A 15940-nucleotide genomic window follows, 5' to 3' on the forward strand; every position below is an offset into this window, starting at 1 on the left:
GGACATCCCGTTTCCATTTACTATGGTTCTACTGCAAAGTCGATGACGACTCCAGCTCTTATACCTTCTGAATAAGCATGGTAGAAGGGTCGAGCTTCAAAGAAGTACCGGGATCAACTGTGCACTCATCGCATTTCACGATGTCGAGATTCATTTCTTCACCGGCTGGATTGATTACCAGAACAGTGTCGAACAGATCGTCGATCTCGTGACACGGAGCAGGAACACCATCGGAGCTCAATCTCTCGTCATCGCGATGACGAATAGCTGAGAACCAGATCATTTTCAGTCCACGCTGTTCCATGAAGCTGCGCATTTCCTCCACTGTAGCACGATCAGCTGAAGCAAAGTCAAACCCATCGATGATCAGACACTCCGGCTTGTAAATATCCTGCTCTACCAGATCGTCCAGGCGCTCTTCCAGTACCGCTTTGGAGAAAGAGCTCTCCTTGAAGGTCATGATCATTCTGTTCTGCATTACGGCCGGGAGATCTTCAAGCTTCTCACCATCAGCAATGAGGGAGAGAATATCATCATACCAGGCTCTGGTTTTATCCACTGTCTCACCAATGGATATGTGCAGAACTTTGTTACCAAGCAGCATGCAGTCGAGTGCAAACTGGACCAACACTGCGGTTTTGCCCAAACCAGCGCGGGACATAACCAGGCCCATACTTTTGCTTCCGCTCTTCGCCTTCTCTTCAAGGCCGATAGCCTTGAGAGGGTTGTTCACTACCAAATCATTGCTCGCCATGAAATCACCTCGTCATATTTCGTGGTTGCGTGTGCACGTCTTCTCATGCAGCTTAAAACATACCGGGAGTCCATTCGATGCTCCCGATATCTTTTATATCTAAACGGTTATTGATTTAGAATCAACCGTTCTTCTTCTCTTCCTGAAAAGCTTTGATCAGTTCTTCACTAACAGTCTTCGGCACAGGCTTGAAGCTTGCAAATTCCATGGTGAACTCCGCTTTACCCTGGGTAAGGGAGCGAAGAACGGTTGAGTAACCAAACATCTCCGACAACGGCACCTCTGCCTCGATTACGGTATAGAGACCTTCTTCCATAGAACCGATAATCATACCACGGCGCTGGTTGATGGAACCCATGATACCACCCTGGAACTCGGAAGGACCTTCAACAGCAACCTTCATGATCGGCTCGAGGATCTGCGGCTTCGCCTTCATGTAACCTTCTTTGAAAGCACCTACGGAAGCGAGCTGGAAGGCAACGTCGGAGGAGTCAACCGCATGGAAGGCACCATCGTTGATAGTAACCTTGACACCGGTGATAGGAGCACCGATAAGAGAACCTTTAGCGATCGCCTTCTTGAAACCTTTATCACAGGAACTGATAAACTCACGTGGAATAACACCACCCACGATGGAATCAACAAATTCGTACTCTTCGTCCTCAAGCGGCTCGAGGAAACCAGCAACACGACCAAACTGACCGGAACCACCAGTCTGCTTCTTGTGGGTGTAGTTGAACTCTGCACGCTGGGAGATCGCCTCACGATATGCAACCTGCGGAGCACCAACCTCAACCTCTGCCTTATACTCACGCTTCATGCGCTCCGTGTACACTTCAAGGTGAAGCTCGCCCATACCGGAGATAATGGTCTCACCGGTCTCCTTGTCCACGAAAGAGCGGAAAGTTGGATCTTCTTTGGTGAAGCGGTTGAGCGCCTTGGACATGTTAACCTGGGCCTTGTTATCAACCGGGATAATCGCCAGAGAAATAACCGGCTCAGGAATGTGCATGGAGGTCATGGATGCGGAAACGGCTTCAGCACAGAAGGTGTCGCCTGAAGCACAGTCAATACCGAACAGCGCCACGATGTCACCGGAACCACATGAATCGATCTCTTCCATCTCGTCGGAGTGCATGCGGCAGAGACGACCGATCTTCACTTTTTTACCGGTACGGGTGTTGATTACGGTGTCACCTTTGTTCAGCGTACCCTGATAGGTACGGATATAGGTGAGCTGACCGTAGCGACCGTCTTCCAGTTTGAACGCCAGGGCGATCAGCGGGTCTGCAGGATCGTTGGTTACCGCAAATTCTTCCTCTTCATTTTTCAGGTCGAGGGCCATGTTGACAACGTCTTTTGGTCCTGGCAGGAAGAGTTCTACCGCATCCAGAAGCTTCTGAACACCTTTGTTCTTGTAAGCAGAACCCATGAGAACCGGGGTGAACTCAAGCGCAAGAGTACCTTTTCGTACGGCATCCCAGATGAGCTGCGTATCTACTTCACCTTCTTCCAGCAGTGCTTCCATCAGCTCTTCGGAGAACATGGAGATCTCTTCGAGCAGAGACTCACGTCTCTCCTGAGCTTCGTCGAGCATATCGGCAGGGATCTCTTCCTCGCGGATTATCTCACCATTGTCGCCATCGAAGTAGATTGCCTTCATGGTGATCAGGTCGATAACACCTTCAAGGTCGTTCTCGAGGCCAATCGGCATCTGCAGCATGTGCGCGTTCAGCTCAAGCTTCTCCTGGAGCTGCTGGGTTACTTTCGCAGGGTTGGCACCAGTACGGTCACACTTATTAATGAAAGCGATGCGCGGAACGTTGTAGCGGGTCATCTGGCGGTTAACGGTAATGGACTGGGACTGTACACCACCAACGGAGCAGAGAACCAGAATCGCACCGTCAAGAACACGCAGTGCACGCTCAACCTCTACGGTAAAGTCAACGTGGCCTGGGGTATCGATAATATTGATATCGAGATCTTTCCAGGAACAATACGTCGCTGCGGACTGAATGGTAATACCACGCTCTTTCTCCAGTTCCATGGAGTCCATCTTAGCGCCGACACCATCTTTGCCGCGAACCTCGTGAATTGCGTGAATTCTGTCTGTGTAAAACAGAATACGCTCGGTCAGGGTAGTTTTACCCGAATCGATATGGGCACTGATACCAATATTACGTACTTTTGATAAATCTCTCATGGCTGCTATCCTCTACCAACTCTGCACACCGGAATGGTTCCGGCCCCACTGTCTGTCATTTGGGTAATGAAAAAAAATAAGGAGCTACAGCACTCTGCAACTCCCTATTCGACTGATATGCTACGTATCAAGGTCAGGAATTGAACACTGTAAGCATCGCCCCGCATGTTCCCGTCAGGCTTGCGGTTCCCTATAAACTACGGTCTCCCAAGCAAAACCAGGTCGTTAATCCTGACACTCTGAGAAACATTCAAAACTCTGGGAACTTCACTTCAACAGGCATGCTGTTCGCCTGACAACCGAAAAGCTCTTCAGAAAACCGCGCACATTACACAAGACATGACATAATTGCTACAAAAAAACGTTCGCCTGTGATCTTTGACGCTGTTTTTCACTCACGTTCTATACACCAGAAAAATTGGAACTCCAGAACGTCACAAACAAAACTCTTCAAATATCAGGTTAAAATTAAAATCGCCTTGCGTTTTCATCCTCCCGGAGATTTGCATGGCAAATAACCATCGGATTTAGAGCGATTAGTTCCATACCCCCCCGGGCACAATGTTTGTGTTATCAGGTAAGCACTGGACTCGTTGACATCAAGAAAAATACGCACGAAATTCTTCCCCTGCTATCAATTGGTTCGTTCTTCAATGTGCACATATTCTTTGCACAACCAGCAAGACAGGGATAATAATCGTAAAACATCTCTAAGAATCAGATAACTGGATATATGAGTTATTCCTTTTTCCCCTATTACATCTAGCAAGCATTCAGAGTTTTTTCTGTAGATGCCAATGCGTAGACAGTTGGTGAGGCCATCAAGAAAAGACTACCCTCGTCGCCTCATGGAGATGCGAGGCAATGCCTCTTTTCAGCTAAAAAGATAATTGCCTGCACCGTATTCACTACCCCGCTTCTGACAGCGTTTATCTCATGTAAGCCATGAACTCCCCCAACGTCCTTCTTTCCCTGCATGATCCATTTGTTTTCATGTTTTTTTTACGATAGGATTGCTATATCCACAATGGCAATTCTCGTCGTAATGCGTCAGTCAATAGAGTCAAACTCCGACAGCTCAGTCTTTGGGAGGTTCATTTATGGATGTTGTTCTACTTTCGCGACTACAGTTTGCCTTCACGATAATGTTCCATTACATCTTCCCCCCCCTGACCATCGGTCTGGGCATCATTCTGGCCTACCTGGAAACGAGAAACTACCTCAGCAAGGACAAATCATTCGCGGTGGCCTGCCAGTTCTGGACCAGGATCTTCATCCTGAACTTTGCCATCGGCGTCGCCAGTGGCATTGTCATGGAGTTTCAGTTCGGCACCAACTGGGCCACCTACTCACGTTTTGTCGGGGATGTCTTCGGCAGCGCCCTTGCCGCGGAGGGAATCTTTGCGTTCTTTCTGGAGTCCGGCTTTCTTGCCATTGTCGCTTTCGGCAGGGAAAGAGTGAAGCGGGGCTTTTATCTCTTCAGTGTGTACATGGTCGCGCTCGGCTCTACCTTCTCGGCCATCTGGATCATCGTGGCCAACAGTTGGCAGCAGACACCCGCCGGACATCATATCGTGGAGATCATGCGCGAACAGACCCTGACCGACGGTACAACAAGCCTCGCTCCCTGGGTGGTTGATGGAGTCGTTCAGCGCAGGGCTGAAATAGTCAATTTCTGGGATCTGGTCTTTAACCCCACCACGGTACAACGGCTCAGCCACACCTTACTTGGGGCAGCTGCTGTCGGCGCGTTCTTCGTGCTCTCGGTCTCTGCTTACTACCTCCTGAAAAATCGCCACCAGCTATTCGCCAAGCAATCCTTTAATGGCGCTTTGGTCCTTGCATTTATCGCCTCATTGGGTCTAGGAATAAATGGTCATACCCAGGCCCAGAACACCTACAGATATCAACCGGAGAAGCTGGCCGCTTTTGAAGCACACTTTGACACCGGCCGGGGAGACCTGAACCTTATCGGCTGGCCGGACGGTGAGGCGGAGAAGATACACTTTGATCTGAGCATCCCCGGCGGCCTCAGCTTCATGATGTTTGATGACTTCACCTTCAGCAAGAAAGTCGTAGGGCTCGACCGTTTCAAAAAAGAAGATCGGCCGCCTATCATTATCCCCTATCTTTCCTGGCGCGCCATGGTTGGCTTTGGCGGACTTATGATCGTCCTCACCGGACTTGGGTTGTACTACAACTATAGAAAAACAATACAGAATAAGCGATGGCTACTCTGGAGTTTCGTTTTCGCCATCGGCTTTGTCATGGTTGCCAACCAGGCAGGCTGGATAGCTGCAGAGGTGGGTCGCCAACCCTGGACCGTTCATCCGCCAATTGTGTGGACTGACGATGGTACAGACCTCGTTACAGGTCCCGACGGTTTTTATAACTATGATGAGACTCTCGGCCTCAGGACCAGTAACTCCGTGAGTGCAGCAGTAAGTGTCGAAGAAGCAAAGACCTCACTGGCGCTTTTCACCCTGCTCTATCTTGCACTTGCTGCGGTGTGGATCATGGTGCTCGACAGGAAAATACGAACCGGCCCCACACCACTTAAAGAACATGACGAAACCGACACCCATGGCATTCGGCACGCTGCAATGGACCGCCAGCACGCCCGCCTTGATAAAGAAGAGACAGAGGGAGGCTCGATATGAGTACCGAATTACTCTGTATAATCTGGTTTATTCTGCTTAATGTACTGTTGATCGGCTATGCCATCCTGGACGGATTCGATCTGGGAGTAGGAATACTGCATCCTTTTGTGGCAAAGACGGATGTTGAGCGGCGACTGGTAATGAACTCAATAGGCCCCCTTTGGGACGGCAACGAAGTGTGGCTGGTGACTTTTGGCGGGGCACTCTTTGCCATGTTCCCCAACGCCTACGCCTCAATATTCAGCGCCTTCTATATCCCCTTCGTTGCTTTGCTCTTTGCCCTGATTTTCCGCGCCGTCTCACTCGAGTTTCGCTCAAAACGATCGGGCAAAGCCTGGCGCACCCTATGGGACATTCTTTTTTTTACAGGATCGACACTGGCGGCACTGCTCTTCGGTGTGGCAATTGGTACGCTGATGCAAGGTTTGAACATCTCGGAACTCGGTGACTACCAGGGTACAATGCTCGATATGCTCAACGGTTTCAGTATCAATGTTGGTCTGATGACCGTGGCGCTCCTCGCCATGCACGGATCAATCTATTTGTACATGAAAACGGAAGGAGAGTTACAGGATCGCCTCTTTCACTGGATGAAAGGTACATATTTTGCTTTCCTGGCTCTCTTTATAGTTGTCACTCTCTGGTCAACACTCTTTGTACCCGCCTCCATCCACCATTTCAGCGACTACCCGATTCTCTGGCTCGTTCCCCTGCTCAATTTTCTGGCCATTGCTAATATATACAGGGCCATTCAGCAGAAAAAACCCTTTTATGCCTTTATCAGCAGTTGTTTCGCCATTGCGGTGCTGGTTTTCCTGTTCAGCGCAGCTCTTTACCCAAACCTGCTGCCGGCGACAAACAACCCTGAATACTCAATCACCATCTTCAACGGAGCCTCAAGCCCACTGACCCAGAAGATCGGCCTGTTGATCGTGGCAATTGGTATGCCCATGGTCCTTTCCTACACCGCGATCATTTACTGGACATTTAGAGGGAAGGTGCAGCTAGGTGAGAACAGCTATTAATCTATAGAATTCAGCAAACCATACGGCGCCATCTTCTTCAGTGTTTCGGCAATACACATAGGACAATCTATAGTGTATTGCCGAAAACTTCGAATATGACGCCGTCTGAACTGCTGAATTTTCCGGTTTATAATTAGTTAAAAGCTACCGCACATTAACGAGGTTCCGGGATAACCTGTCCATGCGGATCTTTCTTTGTTTTCCCCAATCGCTCGTCAAGATATTCGGCAGCATCGCCGATGTGCTCCAGTTGATGGGCGGTGGTATGCAGCTCTTCTTTCGGTGTTCCAATCCGCTCCAGATATGCCTCCCAGAGCCTGTGCGCTCTGAGCACCTTATCCGCTTCCTTGCGACCTTCTGCCGTGAGAACATACCCCTCGACCTCTTCTGCGATAAGGCCATCCTGAATCATACGCTTGAGTGCTTTTCGCAGCCCCCCCTGACCACTTTCCACATAGGTTCGAATCACTGGAAGTGAAGTGGCTTTACCATGCCTTAGGATGGTGGTCAGCACATCTTCGACCACTTGCTGGGGAACAAGTCGTTTCAGGCGCAGCCAACGGGCCAGCAGGCCATATTTGGGAGCGACAGCCAGAACCACCAGAAACTGCAGGGTGCAAAACAGCATCACCGCGCCACCACCGGCGGAATCAAGCCAGACACAAAGGTAGAGACCGCCGATAACACTGGTCACCCCAAAAATTCCGGCGAGTACCATCATGCGATCCAACCGGTCACTGAGCAGGTAAGCGGTTGCGGCGGGAGTGATAAGCAGCCCGACCACCAGGATCACTCCAACCATGCTCACTGCACTCACCACCACCAGGGAAACGCATATCGTCAACAGGTAGTCGAGCAACAGCACAGGCAGGCCGATGGAGGCCGCCATGACCGGGTCAAATGTGGCAATCTGAAAATGCCTGAAAAAGAGGATGATAATTGTCAGCACTATCGCTGCTGTAAAAGCACTTACCCAGAGATCGGTATCGGCCACCCCGAGAATATCACCCATGATAAAATGCATGAGATCAATATGGATATAGTGCCGAAAGATGGAAACTGCGACAACACCAAGGGCGAAAATCCCGGTATACATGATCCCGATGGTGGTGTCCTCCTTGATACGCGATACCCTTGACACAAAGCTGATCAAAGCCACTGTGGCTATTGCTGCGATCAAGGAACCGAGCAGCATACCCGGGGCATGGGCCTCAAGGCCAAAGAACATCTTCATAACCAGGTAACCGCCGGCCACACCGGCAATCATGGCGTGGGAGAGGGCATCACCCAAAAACGCCATACGCCGCAACACCACCAGGCAGCCAACCACACCGGCCACCACCGCTACAATGGACCCACCAATGAGCGCCTTTTGAAAATAGGTCTCCTGAAGCGGTGCAAGAAATGCATCAAGCATTGCTCTCCTCCTTTACTGTCCCTACAGGTGTGCCTGCAGCCGCCCCGCCCATTTTCAGATCTGCAAAGATCCGCAAGCGGCCTTCATATACTTTACTGAGCAGTTCTTCCTGCAACACCATCTCCGGCGTGCCGTAGGCATAAAGTCGCTGTTTGATCAGGATGAGCTTGTCGAAATACTCTGCAGCTGTCGCAAGGTCATGGTGTACCACCACCAGGGTTTTGCCAGCCTCTTTGGCCCTGCCAAGCACATCGAGGATGGCCCTTTCAGTGGCCGCATCTACTCCGGCAAAAGGTTCATCAAGCAGGAGAATATCACTTCCCTGGGAGAGCGCCCTGGCAAGAAACACCCGCTGTTGCTGTCCGCCTGAGAGTTCACCTATCTGCCGGTCGGCAAAATCCTCCATTCGCACCATTTCGAGGGCTTCCAGGGCAGCTTCCCGATCACGACGGCCTGGTGTTGTATACCAGGGAATTTTCTGATAACGTCCCATCAGCGCCACTTCCTGGACCGTGATGGGAAAATCCCAATCAACAGAGCCACGCTGGGGCACATAGGCCACCTGCCCCTTTACCTTCTGCACATTCTTGCCGTTGATTCTCACCGTGCCGAGATCCGGCTTGACGAAACCGAGAACTGCCTTGATAAAAGTGGATTTTCCTGCACCATTGGGGCCAATAACCCCTACCAGTTGATCATGCTCAATACTCACGCTTACATCGAGCAGGGCCGCCCGCGCATGATAGCTGACCGTCAAATGTTCCACCTCAACCGCAAAATCTGATCGTGCCTCAACTGTTTTTTCAGTGTTCATCCGCTTCCCCTGTTCCACTATCACCCCTGGCGGTTAAAACAAAATTTACCGTACCCAGCACTCTCGCTCCCTGACTTGCCCAGATAGTGTTATCCATCAGTGATGAACTCGCTCTCCTGAGCTGGACTCTCACCGCGTGTGATTTTTCGCTCTCAGATAACGGTGGGCTAGCCTGGACATAAATCTCATTCTGCCCTTCCACCAGGCCACGAATATCCTCAATCACCAACGGGACTCCTCGCTGCAGACTATCAGCGGCAATTGCGACCTGCTGGCCATTGATACGCAAATCCATAGTGACCGCAAGCTCATCCGTTACCTGCAGCGCAAAAGGGTCGGGCTCAACGGAAAAAGTAGGTGTCAGGATAAGATCGAACTTCTGTGTAACCTGAACCAGCTGCGGCTGAATGCGCTCAATTCCGGCCTCAGCCTGCAGCCGCTGCCGGGTGTATCCCCACAGCCCTCCCACTATGACGATCCAGATTACTGCTGTAAGGACAAATCTCATGACAACTCCTTAACACTGGCAATTATTGACTGAGTGCATTCACTATCAGCAGCACATTCTCCCGCATCATGCCGATATAGGTTTCCCCGGCGCTTCCTTCGGGCCCCATGGAGTCGGAATAGAGCGCCCCGCCGATTTTCACCCCTGTCTCACTGGCGATTTCCCTGATTTGCTTGGGGTTGATAGTAGTTTCGACAAAAATTGCGGGAGCACCTGAGTCCTTGATCGACTGTACCACCATTCGCCGGCGCTCGGGCGTAATACCCGCACCCACTTCAGCGCCTGTAGACCAGCCGACCGGGGCAATAGAGAGAAAATCATTATTCGGGTTGAACTTATATTCCCGGCAAAAGTAGTTGAAAGCATCATGGGTAGTTACCAGGATACGGCGCTCCGGCGGAATGCGATTCACCTGCTCGCGTACCCAGCCGTCGAGGACCCTGAGTTGCTGCAGATAGAGTTTAGCCCGGGCTTGATATTCGCTGGAATTTTCGGGATCAAATTTCATCATGGCCCTGGTGATATTATTGACATACAGAGCCACATTTTTCGGTGAAAACCAGGCGTGGGGGTCCATGATACTTTCGCCACCCTGGTCTATACTCAAAGGCGCCAGTCCTTCGGTAGTCGTTACCAGAGGTTTACCGGCATCTTTGGCCAGAGTGGCCATCCAGCTCTTGCCTTCCAGATGTATTCCGTTTTCAAGGCAGAGATCTGCCGCCAGAACCAACTGTACATCAGCCGGCGTCGGCTGGTAGGTGTGGGGATCGGCGCCCGGTGCCAGTACACTCAGTACTTCGCCGCGATCACCAACTATCTGCCTGGCAAAATCGGCAATCTGGGTGGTGGACGCGACTACTTTAAAAGGAGTCCCGGCCTCCATAGCCCCGACATTACCAACGGCAGAGAGTAGTAAAAAACAGGCACTCAAAACCAGTATTATTCTGAACATAGCTTCCTCTTTCGATATTCGTTCCAATAATAAAAAGCCAATACGGTAGAGCTTACAGCAAAAGAAATAGTCTAGAGAAAGGATATATCAGAGATCTTGAAAAGAAAAGGTATCAGTCTGAAATGAAAACGATTTTCATTATCAAACCAACAACCTTCAAACGAAGGGGAAGGGAAGAGAAAAAAACCTCCGGGAAGGAATTCCCCGGAGGTTTTTTATGAATATTACATTGCCAGGCGAACGCTCTCTGGGCTGAGCTTACGCTCAAGCCTCCTGGCGTAAAGACTCATGATGTAGCAGCAGACAAAATACAATACCGCAATAGTAGTATAGATTTCAAATGGATAGAGCATCAAACGGTTGTTGATGGAGTATGCCGCCGTGGTCAGTTCCATAACACCTATGATATAGGCTAAAGAGGTATCCTTGAACGCAGCGATAAACATGCCGACAATGGCGGGAAGCATCTGTTTGAGCGCCTGCGGCAGGATGACCCTTCGCATGGTCTGGAAATAGTCGAGTCCAGTTGATACGGCCGCTTCCACCTGTCCTTTAGGAATATTTTCAATACCACCGCGTACGATCTCGGCAATATAGGCACCAAAAAAGATGGTCATGGCCAGGGTCGCACTCCAGAATACATCAAGCTGAATCTTGAGAATCGGCGGCAGAAAGAAATAGACCCAGAAAATTACCATAATCAACGGATTCCCTCGAATAAGTTCAATATAGAACATACAGGGAACCTTGATCGCACGGTTGTCAGAAGTACGACCGACACCGACAACCAGGCCAATAATGAAACTCAGCGAGATACTGATTACGGCCATGATGATGGACATAGAAAGACCACCAAGCCCCCAGAATACCTCGGTGGAGCCACCATTGGGAAAGCGCCAGATCAGAAGCGCACGGAGATTGTCCCAGATTATCTGGTAATTGAACGAGGCAAGCCCTTTCACCGTCTGATATACAATCCCCAAAAGGAAAGCGACAAACAGCGCCTTGACTGTGAACACAATGGCCGCCCAGCAGGTTGTCCGAAATTTCAACCATGCCGCAGCACCCGGTGAGAGCGTGCGGGAATCGACAGGAGCCTTGCCCAGATGCCAGAGCAGATCGGAAAGAATCTGTGAAACCTTCACCACTGGCAGGAAGATCAGATCCGCTATTCTGCGGGTCGTGGTGGCACCATCGTTGCCCACGATCTTCAGCTTGGCATTCACCAGGTTCAGGAAAATTGCAATAATAAGCGAAAGGGTCAGGTAAATAGCAGTCGCTGCTGCGGTTGCCTCAAAACCGGAGTAGGTCAGGGCTTCAACCTCCTGGGCAGACCAGCACACCTCAGCCACACCGACGGTCATCGCCAGGGAGGAGTTTTTCATATTATTGAGAAATTCCGATCCCAGGGGTGGAATAATCTCACGAAAAGCCAGTGGCAGGATGATCTTTCTCAGTGACTGACTGTAGGTAAGGCCGGAAGAGTATGAAGCCTCAAGCAACCCTTTCGGGACAGACTGGATACCTGCACGGATAACCTCCGCCATGAATGAACTGGTATAAATACCCAGCCCGAGGGTTGCCACCCAGAACTCGAAATCGAGTTCAAAGAGCTTCATCTTCAGTTCTTCAGGCAAACCTGCAGGCAGGGCGAAGTTCCAGAAGAAGAGCTGTACCAGCAGCGGGGTGTTACGGAAAAACTCGACATATGCGCTTGCAAACACATACACCGGTTTAAAATTCGATAATCGGGCTAATCCAAACAGAGTACCGAGCCCCAGGGCAAGCACAGCAGAGTACAACGAGATACTCACCGTCAGATTCAAGCCATTCAGGAGCATATGGCCCATATTGCCATACTCGGTCTCAGTGTAGAGAACACTCCAGTTGAACTTGTAATCGAAGTTGAAAACAAACCCGAAATAATAGGCTATCAATCCCAGCATGAGAACCAGTGACAGGTTCTGCACCCAGGTCTTATTCATGTAGTGCGTAAACATTGGCATCCATCAACAGACAAATCCCGGAACCATGGGTCCCGGGATAAGGAAAATTTGAAAATCTGTAACCGGGTTAATTGATTACGGCCACATTTCAATTTTTTCAGTCATCGGGAATGGGGTCTCGGTATCTGGTCCGAACCACTTGTTGTAGATCTCCATGTACTTACCATCTTTCCACATATCCTGGATGGTGAAGTTGACGATATCGCGCCATGCGGAATCATCCTGCGGCAGACCTACGCCATAAGGCTCATCAGAAATGAATTCACCTACCAGCTCGTATTTACCCGGCTCTTTGGCTGCAAGAGCGATCAGCAGAGTGGAATCAGTGGAGATAGCCTGAACACGACCGGAACGGAGAGCCTCAAACATCTCAACCTCGTTCTGGTAACCGGTTACCTTAGGATCAGTGTCACCCATCTTCTCAAGGTATGCTTTCGCGTTTACGATGGAAGTTGTGCCCTGCATGGAACCGATTTTCTTGCCTGCGAGATCCTTGCCATCAGCAATTGCACCTTTCTTGGCGAGGAACTTCTGACCATCGAAGAAGTAGGTGATGGAGAAGTCGATTTTCTCATCACGTACACGCTTGTGGGTCATGTTGGACAGAACCATATCTACTTTGGGTGGATTGGTCTGCAGAAAGGAGATGCGGGTTTTGTTGTTTACGACGACAGGCTCAAACTTCACGCCAAGACGATTGGCGATCTCTTTTGCCATGTCCATGTCAAAGCCAACCCACTCGTTGTTGGCATCGATGAAGCCAAAAGGTTTACCTTTGTTGGAAATACCTGCCTTTACAACCTTGTCACCCATAACACGGTCATAGGTGGGGCCTGCAAATGCCATGCTTGCGGTGGCAATGCAGAAAGCCGCTGCCATTGCACCAACTTTCAGAAATTTCATATCTTCTCCTATAATAATGATTAGTACTCCCCGCAGGCTCTATACCGACGGGTTCTGCCTCTTCTCCCTCAGCCGTTAATGACTGAGAATCTTGCTTAAGAAGTCTTTGGTACGTCTGTTCTGTGGATTGTTAAAGAACTCCTCCGGGCTGTTCTGCTCAACCAGATTGCCGTCGTCCATGAAGATTACCCTGTCGGCAACCTCACGGGCAAAACCCATCTCATGGGTAACGCAGATCATAGTCATGCCCTCACGGGCCAGAGACTTCATTACATCCAGAACTTCATTAATCATCTCGGGGTCAAGTGCACTTGTCGGCTCGTCAAAGAGCATGATCTTCGGACGCATGGCAAGGCCTCGTGCAATTGCCACACGCTGCTGCTGACCACCGGACAGTTGAGAAGGGTAAGAATTTGCTTTATCTGGAATATCTACCTTATGCAGCAGATCCATAGCAATTTTTCTGGCCTCATCCTTGTTTATGCGACGCACCAAGGTCGGGGCCAACATTATGTTATCCAGCACGGTCATATGAGGATAGAGGTTAAATTGCTGAAAAACAAAACCAACCTCAGCCCGTAGATGGGTCATATTTGTGCGAGGATCGTTCACGTCCATACCGTCAACGACGATGCTTCCCTCCTGAATCGGCTCAAGCCTGTTGATACACCTGATCAACGTACTTTTACCGGACCCGGACGGACCGCAGACAACGACAACCTCACCATGCTCTATCTCAAGATCAATATTCTTCAGGACGTGGAAGTCCCCATACCACTTGTTGACCTTATTAAACGAAATCACAGTATCCCCCGATTTTTTGTATACAAGAAACGAATCCAAATATTACTAACAAAACAGTGACAAGTGGGCAATGGAAAATCCGCCGTAGAGCTATTATTCATTATTTTTTTACCCAAACTTCATCATTTGCTGAATTTAATTCTCCAAGCCCCCCTCCTGTCACTTTTACAATACAAAAGGAACAATAATCAGTTAACACCCCCGCAGGTGAGACCAAATAAAAAAAGCTGGAGATCATCCCTGATCTCCAGCCCGATTACAACCAGCTGTTATACCTACTCTTTACTACAAACACAGAGCAAACTGCCGAAAGCCGCAGCGTCTCTACCACAAAACCCGTCTACTGCTTTAGATTGCCAGGATTGTCATTTCCTCTCAATACTGCTCCCATTGCCCTAAAATACGCCATTTGTCTGCATTTTCCAATTGGCTCAGTTTTTCCGTGTAATCTTTTCTCTCATTCCAGTCCAGATGAGTAATATCGGTATTTGTCCAATACATATGGTTTTCGCCCTTTTTGAACATTACTGAGTATTTTTGCCCTGCAATTAACAGGGTCTCTTTCTCAACCTGTACTTTCCAGGGAGGATTTAACCGTCTGCTTCCCTTATGGGTGCTAGAAGAAAAACGGGATGATGGAACGAGATAGGTAGTTTCAGTGTCAAAAACATATTCGCCCGGTGGAACCGGTTCTGAAAGTGCAAAATAGCGACCAACACACGGATCAAGCCTCACTGAAAAATCCGGATTTTCGCTATTTGACAGGACAAAGTATCTGGTGAAAGGAAAACCGGTGTTATTGTATACATCCATGGGAACCGCAAGCATTCCCAAATTCTCACCATCACCTAGAACCGGCACCTTCTGACCGCAGCCACTCAATACAGCAAGCAAACACAAAAGCAACATCAGACGTTTCATAATTCCCCCTGAAAACATGTTTTAGTGTAACCTCTCACCCTGAACGCTTCCCATTGTGCTGATAAACGAAAACTTTCATTCTGTACCAATTGCAGAACGCAATCTGTACAGGAAAGAGCTCATTCAAACGGACCCTGCAACAAGTGAATGCACGATGAATATGATAAGAATACGGGGCCTTGAGTGCATAACAGATGCCCCTTCGTAATGAACGGTACGGTTATCGTATATAGTTAAGATCCCAAAACATTATAGGAGTACTATTGTATCTGCCAACCATCGGCGTTCTCCATTGACTCCAATCTTTTTTTCATAGTAACAATGGTTTCTTCATCCATTTCTTCCCAACTGGTAACCTGATAAAATTCCTCGGCATCTCCAGGTTTAATAGAGACCCGTAACCGTGAAGGCAGAAGAACTACTTTCCCTGCCTCTATCTGGATACGAACAGGAGGATCCAATTTTCGGGAGAGCTTATTTACAGAGGATAGCGTGGTTATTGTTGGCTTCGCATACATGGTCACAGTGTCGAAAGTGTAACTACCCGCTGGCAGAGCCTCAGAAAAAACAAATTTTTCACCTGCCCCAGGAGTTATCCTGATAGCAATCTCATGGTTCATCGAATGGGTAAGCTCATAACTGAAAATGAACTCTCCCCTGCCACTCTTTTGCCCCATCATCGGAATAGCGAGAACCCCCACATCATTACCGGTGTTGACAGGCAGCTTCTGTGCACAGCCTGTCAATACTGCTCCGAGAACCAACAGCAGTACAAAAGTCAGTCGCTTCATCAAATCTCCTTGTTGTGTACGAGGGATGTCTCATGGCCAACTATTTATGCCTGTTTTTTGCCACTACCAGACACAGCGGCTCATTCCATAGTTCCTTGCTGTATTAATTAGCCAGTATAAATCGCAGCTGTAAATAGGCATAAACACCTAAATATATAGGAAATAAAACGAAGCCCCTTGAA

General features: G+C 49.3%; 13 protein-coding genes. 2 read left to right on the plus strand and 11 right to left on the minus strand.

What is annotated here, in order from left to right; genetic code table 11:
- Positions 1–58: 58 nt before the first annotated feature.
- Both ACN5NT_RS10875 and fusA read right to left on the minus strand, forming a co-directional pair.
- Positions 59–754: a hypothetical protein gene (locus ACN5NT_RS10875; RefSeq protein ID WP_136796323.1), complete on the minus strand. Its 696-nt coding sequence runs from the start codon at positions 752–754 to the stop codon at positions 59–61.
- Positions 755–875: 121 nt separating this feature from the next.
- Entirely contained in the window at positions 876–2957 is a 2082-nt protein-coding gene (gene fusA / locus ACN5NT_RS10880; protein WP_136796322.1) for an elongation factor G, read from the minus strand.
- Between the two features lie 1100 nt (positions 2958–4057).
- Here fusA and ACN5NT_RS10885 point away from each other — a divergent pair.
- The gene (locus tag ACN5NT_RS10885) at positions 4058–5617 is read left to right on the plus strand and encodes a cytochrome ubiquinol oxidase subunit I (protein WP_419175449.1); all 1560 of its coding nucleotides are present in this window, start codon (positions 4058–4060) and stop codon (positions 5615–5617) included.
- Positions 5614–6642, plus strand: coding sequence for a cytochrome d ubiquinol oxidase subunit II (gene cydB / locus ACN5NT_RS10890; protein WP_136796320.1), 1029 nt, complete (start codon positions 5614–5616; stop codon positions 6640–6642). Before ACN5NT_RS10885 ends, cydB begins: the two co-directional genes overlap by 4 nt.
- A gap of 154 nt (positions 6643–6796) precedes the next feature.
- On the opposite strand, the gene ACN5NT_RS10895 is transcribed toward cydB, so the two are convergent.
- The 9 genes from ACN5NT_RS10895 to ACN5NT_RS10935 form a co-directional block, all read right to left on the minus strand.
- Positions 6797–8059: an iron chelate uptake ABC transporter family permease subunit gene (locus ACN5NT_RS10895; protein ID WP_419175450.1), complete on the minus strand. Its 1263-nt coding sequence runs from the start codon at positions 8057–8059 to the stop codon at positions 6797–6799.
- Complete coding sequence (locus ACN5NT_RS10900) at positions 8052–8873, minus strand: metal ABC transporter ATP-binding protein (RefSeq protein WP_136796318.1); 822 nt, start codon at positions 8871–8873, stop codon at positions 8052–8054. Before ACN5NT_RS10900 ends, ACN5NT_RS10895 begins: the two co-directional genes overlap by 8 nt.
- Positions 8863–9381 carry a hypothetical protein gene (locus tag ACN5NT_RS10905; RefSeq protein WP_419175451.1) on the minus strand — a complete coding sequence of 173 codons (519 nt, stop codon included), beginning with the start codon at positions 9379–9381 and terminating at the stop codon, positions 8863–8865. Before ACN5NT_RS10905 ends, ACN5NT_RS10900 begins: the two co-directional genes overlap by 11 nt.
- Positions 9382–9403: 22 nt before the next feature.
- Positions 9404–10333 carry a metal ABC transporter solute-binding protein, Zn/Mn family gene (locus ACN5NT_RS10910; protein ID WP_136796316.1) on the minus strand — a complete coding sequence of 310 codons (930 nt, stop codon included), beginning with the start codon at positions 10331–10333 and terminating at the stop codon, positions 9404–9406.
- A 224-nt stretch (positions 10334–10557) separates the two neighbouring features.
- A complete protein-coding gene (locus tag ACN5NT_RS10915) occupies positions 10558–12333 on the minus strand; it encodes an amino acid ABC transporter permease (RefSeq protein WP_419175452.1) in 1776 nt (591 codons plus the stop codon).
- A gap of 81 nt (positions 12334–12414) precedes the next feature.
- Positions 12415–13242, minus strand: a complete 828-nt coding sequence (locus tag ACN5NT_RS10920; RefSeq protein WP_136796314.1) for an ABC transporter substrate-binding protein — start codon at positions 13240–13242, stop codon at positions 12415–12417.
- A 75-nt stretch (positions 13243–13317) separates the two neighbouring features.
- Positions 13318–14046, minus strand: coding sequence for an amino acid ABC transporter ATP-binding protein (locus tag ACN5NT_RS10925; protein ID WP_136796313.1), 729 nt, complete (start codon positions 14044–14046; stop codon positions 13318–13320).
- A gap of 375 nt (positions 14047–14421) precedes the next feature.
- A complete protein-coding gene (locus ACN5NT_RS10930) occupies positions 14422–14967 on the minus strand; it encodes a hypothetical protein (protein WP_419175453.1) in 546 nt (181 codons plus the stop codon).
- A gap of 260 nt (positions 14968–15227) precedes the next feature.
- A complete protein-coding gene (locus tag ACN5NT_RS10935) occupies positions 15228–15758 on the minus strand; it encodes a hypothetical protein (protein WP_136796311.1) in 531 nt (176 codons plus the stop codon).
- Positions 15759–15940 lie beyond the last annotated feature (182 nt).

Origin of the sequence: Desulfosediminicola sp. (assembly GCF_048381775.1) — a bacterium.
In the GTDB taxonomy this organism is placed as follows: domain Bacteria; phylum Desulfobacterota; class Desulfobulbia; order Desulfobulbales; family Desulfocapsaceae; genus Desulfopila; species Desulfopila ganghwensis.